Annotated in this window: 14 protein-coding genes; 8 read left to right on the top strand and 6 right to left on the bottom strand. The window is 71.1% G+C overall.

All coding sequences use genetic code 11. The features are described from left to right. Window positions 1-54 precede the first annotated feature (54 nt). Window positions 55-1,551 (top strand): serine/threonine-protein kinase, encoded by a 1,497-nt coding sequence (locus UO65_RS15765; RefSeq protein ID WP_035283235.1) that lies wholly within the window; start codon window positions 55-57, stop codon window positions 1,549-1,551. A 95-nt stretch (window positions 1,552-1,646) separates the two neighbouring features. Then, window positions 1,647-3,011: a WS/DGAT/MGAT family O-acyltransferase gene (locus tag UO65_RS15760; RefSeq protein WP_035283234.1), complete on the top strand. Its 1,365-nt coding sequence runs from the start codon at window positions 1,647-1,649 to the stop codon at window positions 3,009-3,011. A gap of 3 nt (window positions 3,012-3,014) precedes the next feature. Here UO65_RS15760 and UO65_RS35855 read toward each other — a convergent pair whose 3' ends face one another. Together UO65_RS35855 and UO65_RS15755 are read right to left on the bottom strand one after the other, a co-directional pair. Then, window positions 3,015-4,877, bottom strand: a complete 1,863-nt coding sequence (locus tag UO65_RS35855; RefSeq protein WP_152552106.1) for a hypothetical protein — start codon at window positions 4,875-4,877, stop codon at window positions 3,015-3,017. 118 nt (window positions 4,878-4,995) lie between these two features. Next, window positions 4,996-5,193, bottom strand: a complete 198-nt coding sequence (locus UO65_RS15755; RefSeq protein ID WP_035283233.1) for a DUF5302 domain-containing protein — start codon at window positions 5,191-5,193, stop codon at window positions 4,996-4,998. Window positions 5,194-5,407: 214 nt separating this feature from the next. Between UO65_RS15755 and UO65_RS15750 the strand changes: the two genes are divergently transcribed. Continuing rightward, window positions 5,408-5,920, top strand: coding sequence for a hypothetical protein (locus tag UO65_RS15750; RefSeq protein ID WP_052021227.1), 513 nt, complete (start codon window positions 5,408-5,410; stop codon window positions 5,918-5,920). Between the two features lie 95 nt (window positions 5,921-6,015). Further along, the gene (locus UO65_RS15745) at window positions 6,016-6,489 is read left to right on the top strand and encodes a cupin domain-containing protein (protein WP_035283231.1); all 474 of its coding nucleotides are present in this window, start codon (window positions 6,016-6,018) and stop codon (window positions 6,487-6,489) included. A 6-nt stretch (window positions 6,490-6,495) separates the two neighbouring features. On the opposite strand, the gene UO65_RS34650 is transcribed toward UO65_RS15745, so the two are convergent. Continuing rightward, on the bottom strand, window positions 6,496-6,903 hold the full coding sequence (locus UO65_RS34650) for a DUF3224 domain-containing protein (protein WP_035283229.1): 408 nt from the start codon (window positions 6,901-6,903) through the stop codon (window positions 6,496-6,498). Between the two features lie 141 nt (window positions 6,904-7,044). Between UO65_RS34650 and UO65_RS15735 the strand changes: the two genes are divergently transcribed. Then, window positions 7,045-7,887, top strand: coding sequence for a 4'-phosphopantetheinyl transferase family protein (locus tag UO65_RS15735; RefSeq protein ID WP_052021226.1), 843 nt, complete (start codon window positions 7,045-7,047; stop codon window positions 7,885-7,887). Then, a complete protein-coding gene (locus UO65_RS15730; RefSeq protein ID WP_035283227.1) occupies window positions 7,880-9,892 on the top strand; it encodes an alpha/beta fold hydrolase in 2,013 nt (670 codons plus the stop codon). The genes UO65_RS15735 and UO65_RS15730 overlap by 8 nt, the downstream gene beginning before the upstream one ends. Window positions 9,893-9,905: 13 nt before the next feature. Here UO65_RS15730 and UO65_RS33385 read toward each other — a convergent pair whose 3' ends face one another. Then, window positions 9,906-10,958 (bottom strand): alpha/beta fold hydrolase, encoded by a 1,053-nt coding sequence (locus UO65_RS33385; RefSeq protein ID WP_052021232.1) that lies wholly within the window; start codon window positions 10,956-10,958, stop codon window positions 9,906-9,908. Between the two features lie 80 nt (window positions 10,959-11,038). On the opposite strand from UO65_RS33385, the gene UO65_RS15720 reads away from it, so the two are divergent. Continuing rightward, window positions 11,039-11,803, top strand: coding sequence for an SAM-dependent methyltransferase (locus UO65_RS15720; RefSeq protein ID WP_035283225.1), 765 nt, complete (start codon window positions 11,039-11,041; stop codon window positions 11,801-11,803). Then, on the top strand, window positions 11,803-12,777 hold the full coding sequence (locus UO65_RS33380; protein WP_052021225.1) for a GNAT family N-acetyltransferase: 975 nt from the start codon (window positions 11,803-11,805) through the stop codon (window positions 12,775-12,777). The genes UO65_RS15720 and UO65_RS33380 overlap by 1 nt, the downstream gene beginning before the upstream one ends. A 324-nt stretch (window positions 12,778-13,101) precedes the next feature. Here the strand turns inward: UO65_RS33380 and UO65_RS15710 are convergent, their stop codons facing one another. Further along, on the bottom strand, window positions 13,102-14,259 hold the full coding sequence (locus tag UO65_RS15710) for an acyl-CoA dehydrogenase family protein (RefSeq protein ID WP_035283224.1): 1,158 nt from the start codon (window positions 14,257-14,259) through the stop codon (window positions 13,102-13,104). After that, a complete protein-coding gene (locus tag UO65_RS15705) occupies window positions 14,256-16,241 on the bottom strand; it encodes an acetyl-CoA carboxylase biotin carboxylase subunit (protein ID WP_035283223.1) in 1,986 nt (661 codons plus the stop codon). The genes UO65_RS15710 and UO65_RS15705 overlap by 4 nt, the downstream gene beginning before the upstream one ends.

Genomic DNA, 16,241 nt, shown 5'->3' with positions numbered 1-16,241 from the left:
GTCGGGGCCTGCAACCACACACGCGAGGAGTACCTGGTCATCGAACAGGGTCAGTTGGTCGCCGGTCGCTATCGGTTGCTCGAGACCATCGGCAGCGGCGCCATGGGAATCGTCTGGCGGGCCAAGGACGAACGGCTCGAGCGGGTCATCGCGATCAAGCAACTGGTGGTGCGGCCCGGCCTGTCGCAGACGCAGACCGACGAGGCGCGCAGGCGGGCGATGCGGGAGGCGCGGATCGCCGCGCGGCTGCACCACCGCAACGCCATCGCCATGCTCGACGTGGCCGAGCACGACGGCGACCCGTGCCTGATCATGGAGTTCCTGCCGTCGCGCAGCCTGTCCGCGGTCATCGCCGAGCGCGGCACGCTGCCGCCGGAGCAGGTCGCCGCGATCGGGTCGCAGGTGGCGGCGGCGCTGGCCGCGGCGCACGCGGCCGGGATCGTGCACCGCGACGTCAAGCCGGGCAACATCCTGCTCGACGACGCGGGCACGGTGAAGATCACCGACTTCGGCATCTCCCGGGCCATCGACGACGGCACGGTCACCGAGACCGGGATGCTCGCGGGCACCCCCGCCTACCTGGCCCCGGAGATCGCCCGCGGCCAGGACCCCAGCCGCGCCTCGGACGTGTTCTCCCTGGGTGCCACGCTCTACCACGCCATCGAGGGCACCCCGCCGTTCGGCCTGAACCCGAACGCGCTGGCCCTGCTGCACGCGGTGTCCTCCGGCAACATCCAGCACCCGCGCAACGCGGGCCCGCTCACCGACACGCTGATGGCGCTGCTCAGCGTGGACCCGGCGAACCGGCCGACGATGGAGCAGGCGGTGAGCGCGCTGACCGTGCCCACCGCGCCGCTGCCCGCGCAGCCGCTGCCGCAGCCGGTGCCGTTCACCGAGCAGCGCACCGTGCCCGCCCGGCCCGCCGCCGCGCCGCCGGTGCCGCCGCGGACCAGCTTCCTGCCCCCGCCCCGGCGGGAGCAGCCCGCCGCCGCCCCGGCCCCGCGCCCGCAGCCGGGTCCCAAGCGCGGTGTCCTGCTCGGCGCGGTGCTCGTGGTGGTCGCGCTGGCCGCCGCGGTGGTGACCGTGATCGCCGCCAACTCGGGCAAAACGGACGCCACCCCGCCCGGGACGGTGACCAGCTTCGTGACCGTGCCGGGGCAGGCGCCCCCGCAGCAGCAGCAACCGCCGAGCACCACCACGACGACCCCCGCGCCCGCGGCGGGCGACGGCAAGGTGTCCGACTTCAGCTCCGCGGGCAAGCTGGTGATCGCCTTCTACGGCGACGGCTCCGCCGCCGAGCACTGGGCCATGCTGGGCCCGAACGCCCGCGCCGTGTTCGGCGACGAGGCGGCGTTCGCCCGGTACTGGGAGGGTTTCCGGTCGGTCAGCTCGCGCAACGCCAACGGCGTCACGGCGAACGCGAACGGGTCGGTCAACGTGCCGGTCGACGTGACCACCACGACGGCCGCGGGGGCCGAGGAATCCCGCAAGCGGCAGGTCGTGGTGATCTCCAGCGGGGGCAGGCTGCTGATCGACTCCGACCCGCGCTGACCGGCCGGTCCACCCCGGACTGTGATTGCGGCAACCCCGATCGGGTGGCAGCGTGGGGGGTCCGGGTCCACTGCCCGGGGTCGAGGAGGACCGCCATGCCCGTGATGCCGGTGACGGATTCGGTGTTCCTGCTCGGCGAGACGCGGGAGCACCCACTGCACGTGGGCGGCCTGCAGGTGTTCCGGCTCCCGGACGGCGCGGGCCCCGACCACGTCGGCGAGCTGCACCGGGAACTGCTCACCCACACCGACATCAGCCCGCTGTTCCGGCGCAGGCCCCGCGGCCCGATGGGCACCCCCGGCCAGTGGGTGTGGTCCGACGACCACCACCTCGACCTGGAGTACCACGTCCGGCTGTCGGCGCTGCCCACCCCGGGCCGGGTGCGCGAGCTGCTGGAACTGGTGTCCCGGCTGCACGGCTCCCTGCTCGACCGCCACCGCCCGCTGTGGGAGTGCCACCTGATCGAGGGCTTGGAGGACAACCGGTACGCGGTCTACACCAAGGCCCACCACGCCCTCCTCGACGGCGTCTCCGCCCTGCGCCTGCTGGAACGCTCGCTGTCCACCGACCCGGCGGACACCGGCGTCCGCCCACCGTGGTCCCCGCGCCGGAGTGCGGTCGAGCCGCCGAAGCGGACCGCCCCGGCCCCGTTCGCGCGCCTCGCCTCGGCCGCGAGCGCCGTCCGCGACGTCGTCGGCCTCGGCCCGGCGGTGGTGAAGTACGTCAACCAGGCGTTCCGCGAGCAGTCGGCGACCTTGCCGCACGAGACGCCCAAGACGGTGTTCAACGTGCCGATCACCGGCGCCCGCCGCTTCGCCGCCCAGGGCTGGCCCCTCGCCCGCATCCGCGCGGTCGGCGCCGCCGCGGGCGCCACGGTGAACGACGTGGTGCTGGCGATGTGCGCGGGCGCGCTGCGCGAGTACCTGCTGGAACTCGGCGCCCTGCCCGACAAACCCCTGGTCGCCGCCGTCCCCATCTCCCTGCGCGAGGGCGCGGCCGTGGGCGGCAACGCCGTCGGCCTCATCCTCTGCACCCTGGCCACCGACCTCGACGACCCGGCCGCCCGCCTCACCGCCATCGCGGAGTCCATGCGCCGGGGCAAGGCCTTCTACCGGGGGATGTCCCCGCTGCAGATCACGGCCCTGAGCGCCATCCCGTTCGCCCCGCTGGCCCTGTCCCTGGTCCCCGGCGCGGTCCGGATCACCCCACCGGCGTTCAACCTGCTGATCTCCAACGTGCCCGGCCCGTCCGCCCCGCTGTACTGGAACGGCGCCAGGATGGAGGGCGTCTACCCCGTCTCGGTCCCGTACGAGGGCCAAGCCCTCAACATCACGGTGACGAGCTACGCGGGCAGCCTGGAGTTCGGCCTCACCGGGTGCAGGCGCAGCGTCCCCCGCCTGCAACGCCTGCTGACGTTCCTCGAGGACAGCCTGGCCACCCTGGAGAAAGAACTCCTCTGACAGTCACAGGCCGTAGAGCTTCAGACCAATGTGATCGACGATGAAGCGTGTGCGCCTTGAATCGAGCGCAAAGTAGATTCGACCCACCCGATCAGGAGTCGTGTGGTCATCCAGTTTGACATGAGGAATGCGACTGTAGGTCTCGTCCTCAAAAGGAAACTTTTCCAAACCCTGACGAGTCAACCCCTTGTCGCTCATGGCAACGCGCAAAGAATACCCCTCCTCAATCCAATCTTCAAGGCGCTTTCCCAGTTGCCCAGCCTTGGCGCGATACTCGACTGAAGCTTGCGCCAGGCTTATCAGCGCCTCTCGCATTGAATCAGGATAAGGGTATCGAGAATTTTCCCACGATTTGACTGAATTCTCTGTATAATTGAGTGCACCCTCGCTCGCCTCTCTCAAATATTCAAGCAATTCATCAATATCGCCACTCGAACATGACGGTGCAGAATTCCAATCGTTTTCAGTAGAGGATTTGCTTTCACTTGCAACCCTAAAGTACTCACTCTTCCAATATTCGAACTGACTTCGATAATCTTCCGTGAGCTGAAGCTTTCCCTTCAATTGTTCATTTTCAACCAATAGTTGACCGTTGAAAGTCTCCCATTCAGCCAATTCTGCTTGCTTCTGCTCCAAGGTCTCAGTCAATACCTTCATTTCTGCCAACCCGTCACCTTGAGCGCGTGCTTCGTCGAGCCTCTGTCGAACCACCTGAGCACGCCATGCACGGTCGCTGGCAAGAGCGATTTCCCACCCTTTGTCACGCCCCCGGGCGATGACAGACATCGGAGCCAGCAGACGCATGAATTGCTGAACCGTATGAGAAACTTCATGTCGTCTAAGGTCATCAGCTGAAAACTGGGGTTGCCGAAGCGAAAGGTCGGGCCAGAGCAAGCGAGCACCGCCGAAAGGCACCGAGCCGGATGGAACAAGCTGATTGAATTTCTGGGACAAGTAGGGGCGCAATGTCACTACCCGTGCCAAACCTTGCAGCTCGCGTGCTGCACGCTGAGCGAGGCCGTGCGCATGATCCCCGGATGGGCTGACGACAAGAATCGGAAGACGATTCGAATTATTGATTGCGTTGACGAGTTGCTCGAGTTGAGACGGCTCTTTGATTGAAATGTGATCGTTGTCGACAGACTGCCCGAGAACGCGGACCACAAGGGTTGAATCCTTTACCACATTAAATATCAACCGAGGGCGACGAAGAGCATCGAATGGTACAGGCGACAACCAGCCCGTGGTGATATCACGGCCCATAACGACACGGAGTTGCACTTCGTCAAAGTTTCGAGAAACCGTAACCCGCGTTTGAAACCATGTTTTCTCAGCAAGCAGAGGCTGACGGACATCAACTCTGAAAGCATGGCGGTCATCTGCACCGGTGACCTTCCAGGCAACCTTCCGAAGACTTGCCTGCTTACTTTCAAGGCCAGATTTGAAATATTCCGCCTCTCCTGACCCATTGAGATCAGCGAGCAAGGGACAATCACTCGCTCCCCACGTCAACCATGCATGGAAGTGCTCGATCAATTTTGAATACGCGAGCACTGGATCTATATTTTCGACACAAGAGATGTCGAAGTCGACCGCGTACAACATCTGCATCTCGATCTCCGTATGCCACCTGTCGAACTTCATCCAGTACCAACATGGATCGTTCGACTCCCCCGCACCGTTACAAACAGCAACGAAGGGCAGGTCGACAAAGAAGAAGTAAATTGTCGAACACTCTTGAACAACCATCGATGATTGAGATGTGTTCGGCCAGCGAGAAAGCAACCTTAGCCAGCCCGCAGAAGGGAAGAATTTCACAGATTGGTCAACACAGAGACTTGCGCGTACTCCTCCGAACACACCCATGTCCTCGTCCTCTCAGGACGACAACAGCTATTCGACCATTCCGTCAAAAGAGAGCGAGGCAGGGGTGTTCGTGCCACTTGGACAACTCACGTCGCCCGGCCGGGTGTGCCTGCAGAGATCAGCCGCTCTTGCGGCGGTGCTGGCGCTTGGCGCCCGCGCGGCCGTGGGCGTCGTGGACCTTGGAGTTGCCGGTGGCGTTGTCCTGGCCTGCCTGGGACTTCGCCTGCTTGCGCTGCAGGGCTTCGCGGAACTTGCTCTTGAGGTCCTGGGGCTCGGCCGTCTCGTCGGTGGCGGGCGGCTCGGGCTGGTCGGGCATGAAGGACCTCCAACGGGGGGCGGACGGGCAGTCAAGCCTGGCACGGGTGCTCCGGCCGGGTCGACTCGGTTTCGAGGTTACCGCGCTCCGGACCCGGCTCCGCGCCCCTCGGCCCCCGGCGCCGGGTGGCGGGCGGGGCGGGTACGCCGAACCGCATCGGCCCAGGGTGGCGGCGAAGATCGCTCCCACTACCCTCTCCGGCGGAGGAAGAACGGTGAACCTGCTGGACCACATCGCGTCCGTGGCGGCACTGGCCGGCCGCGCGGACCACGACCCGCGCGCGCTCGCGGCCGACGAGCACCTTCGCTTCGAGTGGTACCGGGCCGCCGACCCGGTGGACGAGCGGGCGTTCCTGGAACTGGTGCTGCTCGACCCCGACCGGGAGATGGCGACCGCCGCGGTGGTGGCCAGGATCGACGAGCGCGGCCGGGCCCGCGGCGACTTCCACGCCTGGGCGGCCAGGGTCGGTCCCGCGGTCGAGCACGTGGAGTTCCTGCGCTGCAGGCTCGCCGAGTGGCGGTTGCTGCGCGACGCGCTGGCGGGCAGGCCGGTGCAGGCGACGGCGGTGCTGGCGGCGAGCGACTGGGCGCAGCGGCGGCTGGCGGCCGAGGTCGACGGGGACCTGCTGGCGCTGCTGGCGGTGCACGGCCGCACCCGCCGGGTGCGGGCGCTCACCCGGGTGCCGCGCCCGGTGCGCAGGCCGCGCGAACCGGACAGCGGGTACTGAACCGGGCGCGCATGACGGTCGACACGCCCGCCGGGACTGGACCGGGCCGCCGCGGTCGCGGTCTACTCGGATTCCGCACGGGTGTAGGGAGTTCGATGTCGTACCTGGGGACCACCGGCGAGCACAGCGCGCGCTTCCGGCCGGTGGACGAGACGATCGTGTTGGACCGGCCCACCACCTCGGCGCACTTCGTGGCGCCGGGTTCGGTGACCGACGGGCAGTTCGGCCTGTTCCGCTGGGACATGGCGCCCGCTTCCGGCGGCCCGGCCCGGCACTTCCACAAGACGTTCTCGGAGTCGTTCTACGTCATCGACGGCACCGTCCGCCTCGACGACGGGGAGCGCGCCGTGGACGCGACGGCGGGTGATTTCCTGTACGTGCCGATGGGCGGCATCCACGCCTTCGCGAACGTCTCCGACGAGCCCGCGTCGATGCTGATCCTGTTCGCCCCCGGCCCGCCGCGCGAGCAGTACTTCCTGGAGCTGGCGGAGATCGCCGAGTCCGGGCGCGAACTCAGCGCCGAGGAGTGGACCGAGTTCTACGCCCGGCACGACCAGTACATGGTCTGAGCCCGCTCAGCCGGGCAGCTCGTACTCCAGCTCGAAGAAGTGCTCCTTGTCCGGGGTGATGGTGATGGTGGCGGTGCCGCGCAGGCCCGCCAGCCCACCGGTGCCCGAGCCGGGCACGACGAAGTAGCGCGAGCTGAGCTGCCCGCGGTCCTGGCTGGAGCTGTGCGAGAGCACGAAGGTGCCCTCGCGCCCGTGCACGGTGCCCTCGAAGAACTCGATGCCGACGTAGGTGGCGGACTTCTCCTCGGTCGTCTGCGCCATGATCATCTCGGTCCAGCCGCGGCCGGTGATGTCGCCGCCGTCGAACTTGCGCGAGGACTTCCCGTGCAGCAGCTTCGCGCCGTCGGTCACCCGGTACGGCTGGTCCGCCTCTTCCCAGACGTCGAGGTCGAACTGGCTCTTCGCGGTCGGCACGGCGACTCCTCCTGGCTCGGTTGGACCACACCCTAGCGCCGCACCGGCGCGGGCGGGCCGCTCAAAGTTGAGCGGCGCCACCGGGTCGCCCCGGCGCAGCATCGGCGGGTCCGAAGTGCCCGACCCCCCGGAGGGCCCGCGATGCCCGTTCCGCAGCCGCCCGCCCGGCCCGCCCGGCCGCGCCGCACCGAGGCGGCCGGGGTGGCGATCGGCGCGGACGAGGCGCACGTGTGGGTGCTCGACCCGCAGACCCTGGCCCTGTCGGACCTGGTGTCGGCCTGCCACGACCTGATCTCCGACGACGAGCGGGCCAGGGTGCGCCGCCGCCGGTTCGACCGCGACCGGCACACCGCGCTGGCCGCGCACGCGCTGGCCCGGACCGCCCTGAGCTGGTGCTCCCCCGAGGTTCACCCGGACGAGTGGCGGTTCGCCCGCACCGAGCACGACCGCCCGGAGGTGGCCGACCCGCCGTCGCCGCTGCGGTTCAACGTGTCGCACACCGACCGGCTGATCGCCTGCGTGGTGACCCGCGACATCGCCTGCGGGGTGGACGTGGAGGTCGCCGACCGGGACACCGACGTGGCGCTGCTGGTCCGCGGCACCTGCACCCCGGCCGAGTGCGCCGCGCTGCGCGGGCTGCCCGAGGGCGAGCGACCGGGCCGGTTCTTCCGGTACTGGACGCTCAAGGAGGCCTACAGCAAGGCCCGCGGCCTGGGCATGTCGGTGCCGTTCGAGCGCTACGGCTTCGACTGGGACTCCGGCCCGATCCGGGTCAGCACCCCGGGGGACGCCCCGGAGGAGGACGACCCGGCGCACTGGCAGTTTGCCCAGTGGCCGGTGACCGACCGGCACATCCTCGCGGTCGCGCTGCGCACCGGCCCGGCGCCGGACCTGCGCATCGTCCGCCACCCCACCCCGACCGGGCGCGACGGCGCGGGCGGCCCGGGGGTCTTCGCGCGTTGGAGGTTCGAGAACCATGGCTGACACCGTCCTGATCACCGGATCGGCCGTCCTGCTGGGCGCGCACCTGGCCGCGCGCAGGCTGGCCGCCTCGGACGACTACGTGATCTTCGCGCCGTGGGGCACCGACCAGCCGGGCCGCGCGGACCTGACCGCCGCCGTGCGCCGGGTGCTGCGCGCCTCGACCGGCGCCGGGCCGGGTCCGGCCGTGGACATCGGGCGGATGCGCTGCCTGCCGTACGGGGAGGGCCTGGCCCGCGCCCTGCCGGAGGGCTGGGAGACCGCCGAGGTGTGGTGCGTCACCGGGACGCCGAAGGTGTCCGGGGCGCAGTTGGCGGCGGCGGACCTGGTCGGCACCCGGCGGCTGCTGGAGGAACTGGGGCCGCTGGGGGTGCGGCGGCTGAACTACGTCGGGTCCGGGTACGCGGCGGGCCTCGACGCCGGGCACGTCCCCGAGGAGCCGTGGGCGGTCGACGACGGCCTGGGCGACCCGGTCACCGAGCGGTACACGGCGCTGGAGCGCGAGGTCGTCGGCGCCTGCGCCGCAGCCGGGGTGGAGCACCGCGCGTTCCGCACCGGGCTGGTGGTGGGCGAGGACCTGGGGTTGGCGGGGTTCGTGCGCGAAGGCGCGGTGCCGCTGTTCGCCGCGGTGCACGACCTGGTGCGGGAGGTGCGGGAGCGGCTGCCGGAGTACTTCGGGCACCAGCCGCTGCGCTGGTTCGCGCCGGGCGGCGGCTCGCTGGGGCTGATCGAGGTGGGGGCGGCGGCCGACGCCCTGCTGTGCCTGGCGCGCAACGAACCCCCCGGCGGGGTGCACAACGCGCTGGCGCCGTCGAACCTGGCCGTGGAGAAGCTCGTCGACCAGGTCGGCGAGGCCTACGACATCCCGATCACCGCCGTGGCCGACCGGGCCGACCTGACCGCGGTGGACCGGCTGTTCGAGGCGCGGCTGGGCGCGTTCGCGGAGTTCTTCACCGCCCGCACCACGTTCCGGCCCACCGCGCGCTGCGGCCCGGAGTCGGCGGTGACCCCGGAGCTGCTGCGCTCGCTGCGCCGCGCCCAGGACCTGGCGGCGCGCGCGGGCGCCCGGCACGTCGCGGAGACGCGGATGGGCGCGCGGCGGCGGACGATCGACGTGCACGGGCAGCCGCTGACCTACGAGGTGTGCGGCGGCGACGGCCCGGTGCTGGTGGTCCTCAACGCGCTCGGGCAGGGCCCCGGCTTCTGGTACCGGCTGGTGGACCGGCTCGCCGACCGCTACCGGGTCGTCCTGTGGGAGCCGCGGGGCACCGACTCGCCGGTGTCGGTGGTGCTGGGCGACCAGGTGAACGACCTGGCGGAGGTGCTGCGGCACGAGGGCGTCGAGGAGTGCGACCTGCTCGGCTGGTGCACCGGCCCGAAGGTGGCCGTCGAGTTCGCCCGCCGCCGACCGGGGGCGGTGCGGTCGATGGTGCTGCTCAACGGCTCGTTCCGGGCCACCGGGCGCGTCGGCGACCCGGACACCCCGTACGAGCGCAACCTGGAGGCGCTGTGCCGGATGGTCGGCGGGCAGCCGCAGTTGGCGCGGTCGATGCTGCGCATGTTCGGGATGCGCGAGGAGTTCGACCCGTCCGCCGACCCGCACGAGCTGGCCGCGCAGGTGCTCGCCCTGCCCAACACGACCCTCGCCGAGGAGCTGCGCCACCCGTTCCGCTCGCCGGAGGCGCTGGTCAACTACGCCCGCCAGCTCCTGGACTTCTGGGCGCACGACTCCCTGGCCGACGCCGGGTCGATCCGCACGCCGATGCTGTTCGTCGGTTCCGAGCTGGACACGGTGGCCTCACCGGAGCGGTTCGAGCAGTCCGCCGCGGCCTTCCCCAACGCCCGGCACGTGCGGATCGACGGCGCCACGCACTACGTGATGCACGACCGCCCCGACCTGGTGGCCACGATCGTCGACGGGTTCCTGCGCGGGCACGAGCGGCCGCTGGACCGCGCGGGCGGCGTGCACTGGGCGGGTTCGCCTGCGCTGGTGGGCGACCGGTCCTGAACCGCGCGACCGCTCAGTCGATCGGGTTGTGCCTGGCCAGGAAGTCGTCGACGTGCCGCCACGTGGTGGCCCGGGCGGCGCGACCGGCCAGCACGCCCAGGTGCCCGCCGGGGCAGGTGTGGAAGGTGACCTCCGGGGCCCCGCCGAGCACGTCCACCAGGTGCCGGACCGCCCGCGCGGGGGCGATGGCGTCGCTGTCCCCGGCGACCACCAGCACCGGCACCGACACCTCGCGCAGCGCGATGCGGCGGCCGCCGAGGTCCAGCTCACCGCCCGCGAGGTCGTTCGCGCGGAAGAAGCGGTGGTAGATCTGGCCGAAGGTGCGACCGGGGTAGGCGATCATGTTGTCGGTGAACCGGTCCACCGCCTCCAGTTGCGCCAGGAAGTCCGCGTCGTCGAGGTTGCGCAGGATCGCGTACGGCTTGGTGACCACCTTGTCGATGGCCGAGATCTGGAACGCCTTCTTCACCAGTGCCCGCGGCGCCCCGCCCAGCAGCCGGTAGGCCGGGGTGAGAATCCAGCCGTTGGTCAGGTCCGCCAGCGGTTTGATCGGGGCGACCAGCGGGATGGCGGTCATGTCGATCGGCGCGGCGATCGTGGTCAGCGAGGCGATCGGCAGGTCGTGCCGGTCGGCGGCGGTGAGCAGGGACAGGATGCCGCCCAGGCACCAGGCCACCAGGTGCACCGGCCGCCCGCCCGCGTCCCGGCTGACCGCCTCGATCGAGCGCGGCAGCACGTCGTCGACCCAGTGCTCCAGGCCCAGGCCGCGGTCGGCGAAGCTCACCTGCCCGTAGTCCACCAGGTACACCGAGCGCCCCCGGTCCACCAGGTGCTCGGCCAGGCTGCACCCGCGGCGCAGGTCGAAGCACAGCGCCGGGGCGGCCAGCGGCGGCACCAGCAGCACCGGGTCACCGGCCCCCGCCGGGGTGAAGCGGTGCACCGCGCGGGTGCGACCGCGGTCGACCAGGGCGCGCGGCATCGGCCGGAGGTCGGCCAGCCCGCCCCGGAACACCTTCGCCACCACGTTCGCGGTGGCCGAGGACACCCAATCCGGTGCCGCTGCCAGTCCCGACGCCACTGCCGCTCCCCACGTTCGGTTCACCCACTAGTATCCATGCGGGCGGAGGGTCACCGGGGAGGTACACATTGTCAGGACCGGCGGCGGACCCCGACCGGCCCAGCGCCGCCCGGGTGTACGACTACCTGCTCGGCGGCGCCTGCAACTTCGAAACCGACCGCCGCTTCGCCGAGCGGATCGTCGCGGCCATGCCCGAGGCCCGGTCCGCCGCCAGGGAGAACCGCGACTTCCTGCGCCGCGCGGTCCGGTACTTCCGGGCCCGGGGCATCACCCAGTTCCTCGACCTCGGGTCGGGCATCCCCACCGTGGGCAACGTGCACGAGGCGGTCCCGGACGCGCGGGTGCTGTACGTGGACCTCGACCCGATCGCGGTCGCGCACAGCGAGGTCGAACTCGCGGGCTGCCCCCGGGCCGAGGTGGTCCTCGCCGACATGCTCGACCCGGACGCCGTCCTCGGCTCAGCGGCGGCGCGCAGGCTGCTCGACCTGGAGCAGCCGATCGCGGTGCTGATGGTGTCGGTGCTGCACTTCGTCCCCGACCCGATGCCCGCCATCCGCCGCTACGTCGAGGCGATGGCCCCCGGCAGCTTCCTGGCCATCACCCACGGCACCCGCGACGCCCGCCACCCCAACAACGACAGCGCCGTCCGCCTCTACGACGAAACCGGCAGCGCCAGCGTCTCCCGCGACCGAGCCCAGGTCGAAGCCCTGATCGACGGCCTGGACCTGGTCGAACCAGGCGTGGTGTGGACCCCCCAGTGGCACCCGGACACCGCCCCCGGCGACGGCGACCCGCGCGAGTCCCTGATCTACGCGGTGGTCGGCCGCCGCTGATGAGACCCCTGCGCGACGAGTCGGAACTGACCACCCTGTGTTCGCACAGACCCGACGCGGAAGCCTGGCGCCGGATGATCACCCACGGCCTCGGCACCGGCCTCAACCGCCTGGAGTGGTGCTGGCTGGCGGAGGAGGCCGGGGAGGTCACCGCCGCCCTGGCCTGGTGGGCCCCGATCGGCGCCACCCACCCCCACATGCTCGACCTCCTCGCCACCCCCGACCCGACCGCCGCGGTGGAGCTGATCACCCACAGCCGCCGGGCCCTCGACATCCCCACCGCCGAGTGCAACGTGGTCACCCCCGACGACACCACCCCCGACCCCGTCATCCCCGACGTCCTGCACGCAGCGGGCTTCACCCCCGCGGTGGACCGGGTCCGCGTGGAATGGACCCCGACCAGCCCACTGGCGACACGATCGGGTGAACAACCGCAAAAGTTGTCCCCGATCCACCCCGCCGGCCCCTCTCCCGTATCGAAGAGGAGAACGCGGCCCCGGACCCCCCTGGAACTCCGCCAGGCCCGCCACGTGGACGAGGACACCCTGATGACCCTGTTCGCCCAGGTCGGCGACGGCACCCTGGACCACCACTCCAGCCGCGCCCGAGCCACCCGGGGCCGCACCGCCGAAGCCGCCGACCGCCTGCACAAGTGCTTCGCCTACCCCGGCGACCCCACCTGGTTCACCATCGGCTTCACCCCAGACGGCCACCCCGCAGGCTACGTCGTCCCCGCCCTCATCGACGGCGACCACCCCGTCCTCGCCGAGATCGGCGTGGCCCAACCCTTCCGCGGCCAAGGCCACGTGGACCACCTGCTGACCACCGGCACCCGAGCCCTGACCACCGCCGGAGCCACCCGCGTCCACTCCGACACCGACCAGGCCAACCACCCCATGCGCGCGGCCTTCGCCCGCGCGGGCTACCGCGAATTCGCCACCCGCCGCGACTACGCGTGGACCCGCCCGCACTGACCCGGCTCGACGGGCGCGCCTGGCCGGCCTGCGCGGCGGTGGCGCGCCGGGTGGGGTCTGGTGGCGAGGTTGGGGGAATCGTTGCGGGAGCGGTTTTTCGCATCGCCTGGGCGCAGTTTCGGGGTTTCAGGCCGAACGGCCTGTCGCGGGTGCCAGGCCGGTCAGAGTGCGGGAACGTGCGGCAGTCCGATGAGTCGCGCGGCGTGCCACTGGGCCGGGGGGACAAGCCAGCGAGCCACCCGGGCCGGGTGACGAGCCACGGGCCGGGTGGCGGATCGGCGGCTCCGCAGGCCACCGAAGTGGACCCACGGAGCTGTCACCCGGTCAGCCCGCCAACCCCAGTTCGCGGGCGATCAGCATGCGCTGCACCTCGCTCGTGCCCTCGCCGATTTCCAGGATCTTCGCGTCCCGGTAGAACCGCCCCACCGGGTACTCGTTCATGAAGCCGTAGCCGCCGAAGATCTGCGTGGCGTCGCGGGCGTTGTCCATGGCCGCGTTGGAGGCGACCAGTTTGGCGATGGCCGCTTCCTTCTTGAACGGTTGGCCGCGCAGCATCTTCGAGGCCGCGGCGTAGTAGGCGAGGCGGGCGGTGTGGGTGCGGACCTCCATGTCGGCGATCTTGAACTGGATGGCCTGGTAGGAGCCGATGTTGTGGCCGAACGCGGACCGTTCGGCGGCGTAGGTCAGTGATTCGTCGACGCAGCCTTGGGCCAGGCCGACCGAGAGGGCGGCGATCGCCACCCTGCCTTCGTCCAGTGTGGACAGGAATTGGGCGTAGCCGCGGCCTTCGGTGCCGAGGAGGTTTTCGGCGGGGACGCGGACGTCGGTGAAGGACAGGCCGCGGGTGTCGGAGGCGTTCCAGCCGACCTTGGAGTACTTGCGCGAGACCTCGAAACCGGGGGTGCCGGAGGGGATGATGATGGCCGAGATGCGCTTGCGGCCGTTGTCGTCCGTGCCGGTGACGGCGGTGGCGGTGACCAGGCTGGTGATGTCGGTGCCGGAGTTGGTGATGAACGACTTGGACCCGTTGACCACCCACGAGTCGCCGTCGCGGACGGCGCGGGTCTTGGTGGCGCCCGCGTCGGAGCCGCCGCCCGGTTCGGTGAGGCCGAACGCGCCGAGGGCGGTTCCCGCCGCCAGAGGGGGCAGCCAGCGTTCCTTCTGCTCGGCGGTGCCGAAGCGGTACAGCGGCATGGCGCCCAGCGACACGCCCGCCTCCAGGGTGATCGCCACGGACGAGTCGACGCGGGCGAGTTCTTCCAGGGCCAGGCACAGGGCGAAGTAGTCGCCGCCCATGCCGCCGTGCTCCTCGGGGATGGGGAGGCCGAACAGGCCCATCTCGCCCATCTTGGCCACGAGCGCGTACGGGAACTCCTCGCGCTCGTAGAGGTCGCCGATGACCGGGGCGACCTCCTCGCGGGCGAACTCGCGCACGGTCGCGCGCAGGGCGTCGTGCTCCTCGTCAACGCTCAGGTCGATCATCGCTCGTCCTCCGGTGGGGTGACCACGGCCAGGGTTTGGTCCAGCGCGACCTGTTGGCCGGGCCGGACGGGCAGTTCGGTGACGACGCCGTCGGTCTTGGCGGTGACGGTGTGCTCCATCTTCATGGCCTCGACGACGAGCAGGGGCTGTCCGGCCACCACGTGCTCGCCCGCCGCGACCTTCACCACGAGGACGGTGCCGGGCATGGGGCTGGTGACGGGGCCGCCCGCGGCGGTGGTCCCCCGGTCGCCGTCGAGCGCGGAGTGCTCGGTGACGGCCCAGGTGTGCCCGGCGGAGGCCAGCCACAGGGTGTTCCCGGACAGGGCGCGGGTGTGGCGGGTGACCCGGCCGCCCAGGGTGACGCGAAGCGAGTCGTCTGCGTGGGACGCCGAGGCGCGCACCGGTCCGCCGTCGCCGACGGTGACCTCGGCGGCGGTCGGGGTGCCGGTGACGCGCACGGCTTCGGTGCGGTCGCCGCAGGTCAGGCGCAGGGCAAGGGGGGCGGGGCGGCCGAGTCGCCAGCCGTTGGGGACGTCCCACGGGTCGATCGCGGCGCCGACCGGTTGCAGGGAGAGCAGCCGGTCGAGCGCCGCCGCGGCGAAAACCTCGTCCGGGGCTTCGGCGGTTCCGGTGAGCCGGTCGAGTGAGCGCTCGACGAGTTGGGTGTCGAGCCTGCCCGCGCGCACGTCCTCGTCGGCGAGGAGGGCGCGCAGGAAGGTGGTGTTGGTGCCGACGCCGAGGACCACCGTGTCCGCCAGGGCCGAGGAGAGCCGGGCCAGGGCTTCGGTGCGGTCGGCGCCGTGGGCGATGACCTTGGCGAGCATGGGGTCGTAGTCGGAGCCGACGACGGTGCCGACGCGCAGGCCGGAGTCGACCCTGGCCCACTCGGCGGTGGGTTCGCGCAGGTGCAGGACGGTGCCGCCGGTGGGGAGGAACCCGGCGGCGGGGTCTTCGGCGTAGACGCGGGCCTCGATGGCGTGGCCGTGGAGCCCGACCTCGTCCTGGGTGAGGGCCAGGGGTTGCCCGGCGGCGACGCGGAGCTGCTGTTCGACCAGGTCGAGGCCGGTGACCAGTTCGGTGACGGGGTGTTCGACCTGCAGGCGGGTGTTCATCTCCATGAAGAAGAACTCGTCGGGCCGGTCGGCGGAGACGATGAACTCGACGGTGCCCGCGCCGGTGTAGTCGACGGCCTTGGCGGCGTCGACGGCGGCCCGGCCCATGCGGGCGCGGGTTGCGGGGTCGAGCAGCGGGGAGGGCGCCTCTTCGATGATCTTCTGGTGTCGCCGCTGGAGGCTGCACTCGCGTTCGCCGAGGTGGATGGCGCCGCCGTGGGTGTCGGCGAGGACCTGGATCTCGATGTGCCGGGGGCGCTGCACGAACCGCTCCACCAGGAGCGTGTCGTCGCCGAAGGAGCCGCGGGCCTCGCGCCGGGCCGACTCGATGGCGGCGGTGAGCCCGGCGGCGGTCTCGACGAGCCGCATGCCCTTGCCGCCGCCGCCCGCGGACGGTTTGAGCAGCACCGGGTAGCCGACCTCGGTCGCGGCGGCGACCAGGTCGTCGTCGGTCATGCCGGGTTCGGTGCGGCCGGGCACGACCGGGACGCCCGCGGCGGTGACGGTGAGCTTGGCGCGGATCTTGTCGCCCATGGCCTCGATGGCGCCGGGGGGCGGGCCGATGAAGACCAGTCCGGCGTCGGCGCAGGCGCGGGCGAAGGCGGCGTTCTCGGCGAGGAAGCCGTAGCCGGGGTGGACGGCCTCGGCGCCGGTCAGCCGGGCGGCGGCGATGACCTTCTCGGTGGACAGGTAGCTGTCGCGGGCGGCGGCCGGTCCGATGTGGACGGCTTCGTCGGCTTCGCGGACGTGCCGGGCGGACGCGTCGGCGTCGCTGTGGACCGCGACCGAGCGGATGCCGAGGCGGCGGAGGGTGGCGATCACCCGGACCGCGATCTCGCCGCGGTTGGCGATGAGGACCGTGCTGAACAC

The sequence above is a fragment of the Actinokineospora spheciospongiae genome, assembly GCF_000564855.1.
Taxonomy (GTDB): domain Bacteria; phylum Actinomycetota; class Actinomycetes; order Mycobacteriales; family Pseudonocardiaceae; genus Actinokineospora; species Actinokineospora spheciospongiae.
The sequence above is the reverse complement of the archived record's forward strand: the minus strand, read 5'-3'. Positions and strand labels throughout refer to the sequence as shown.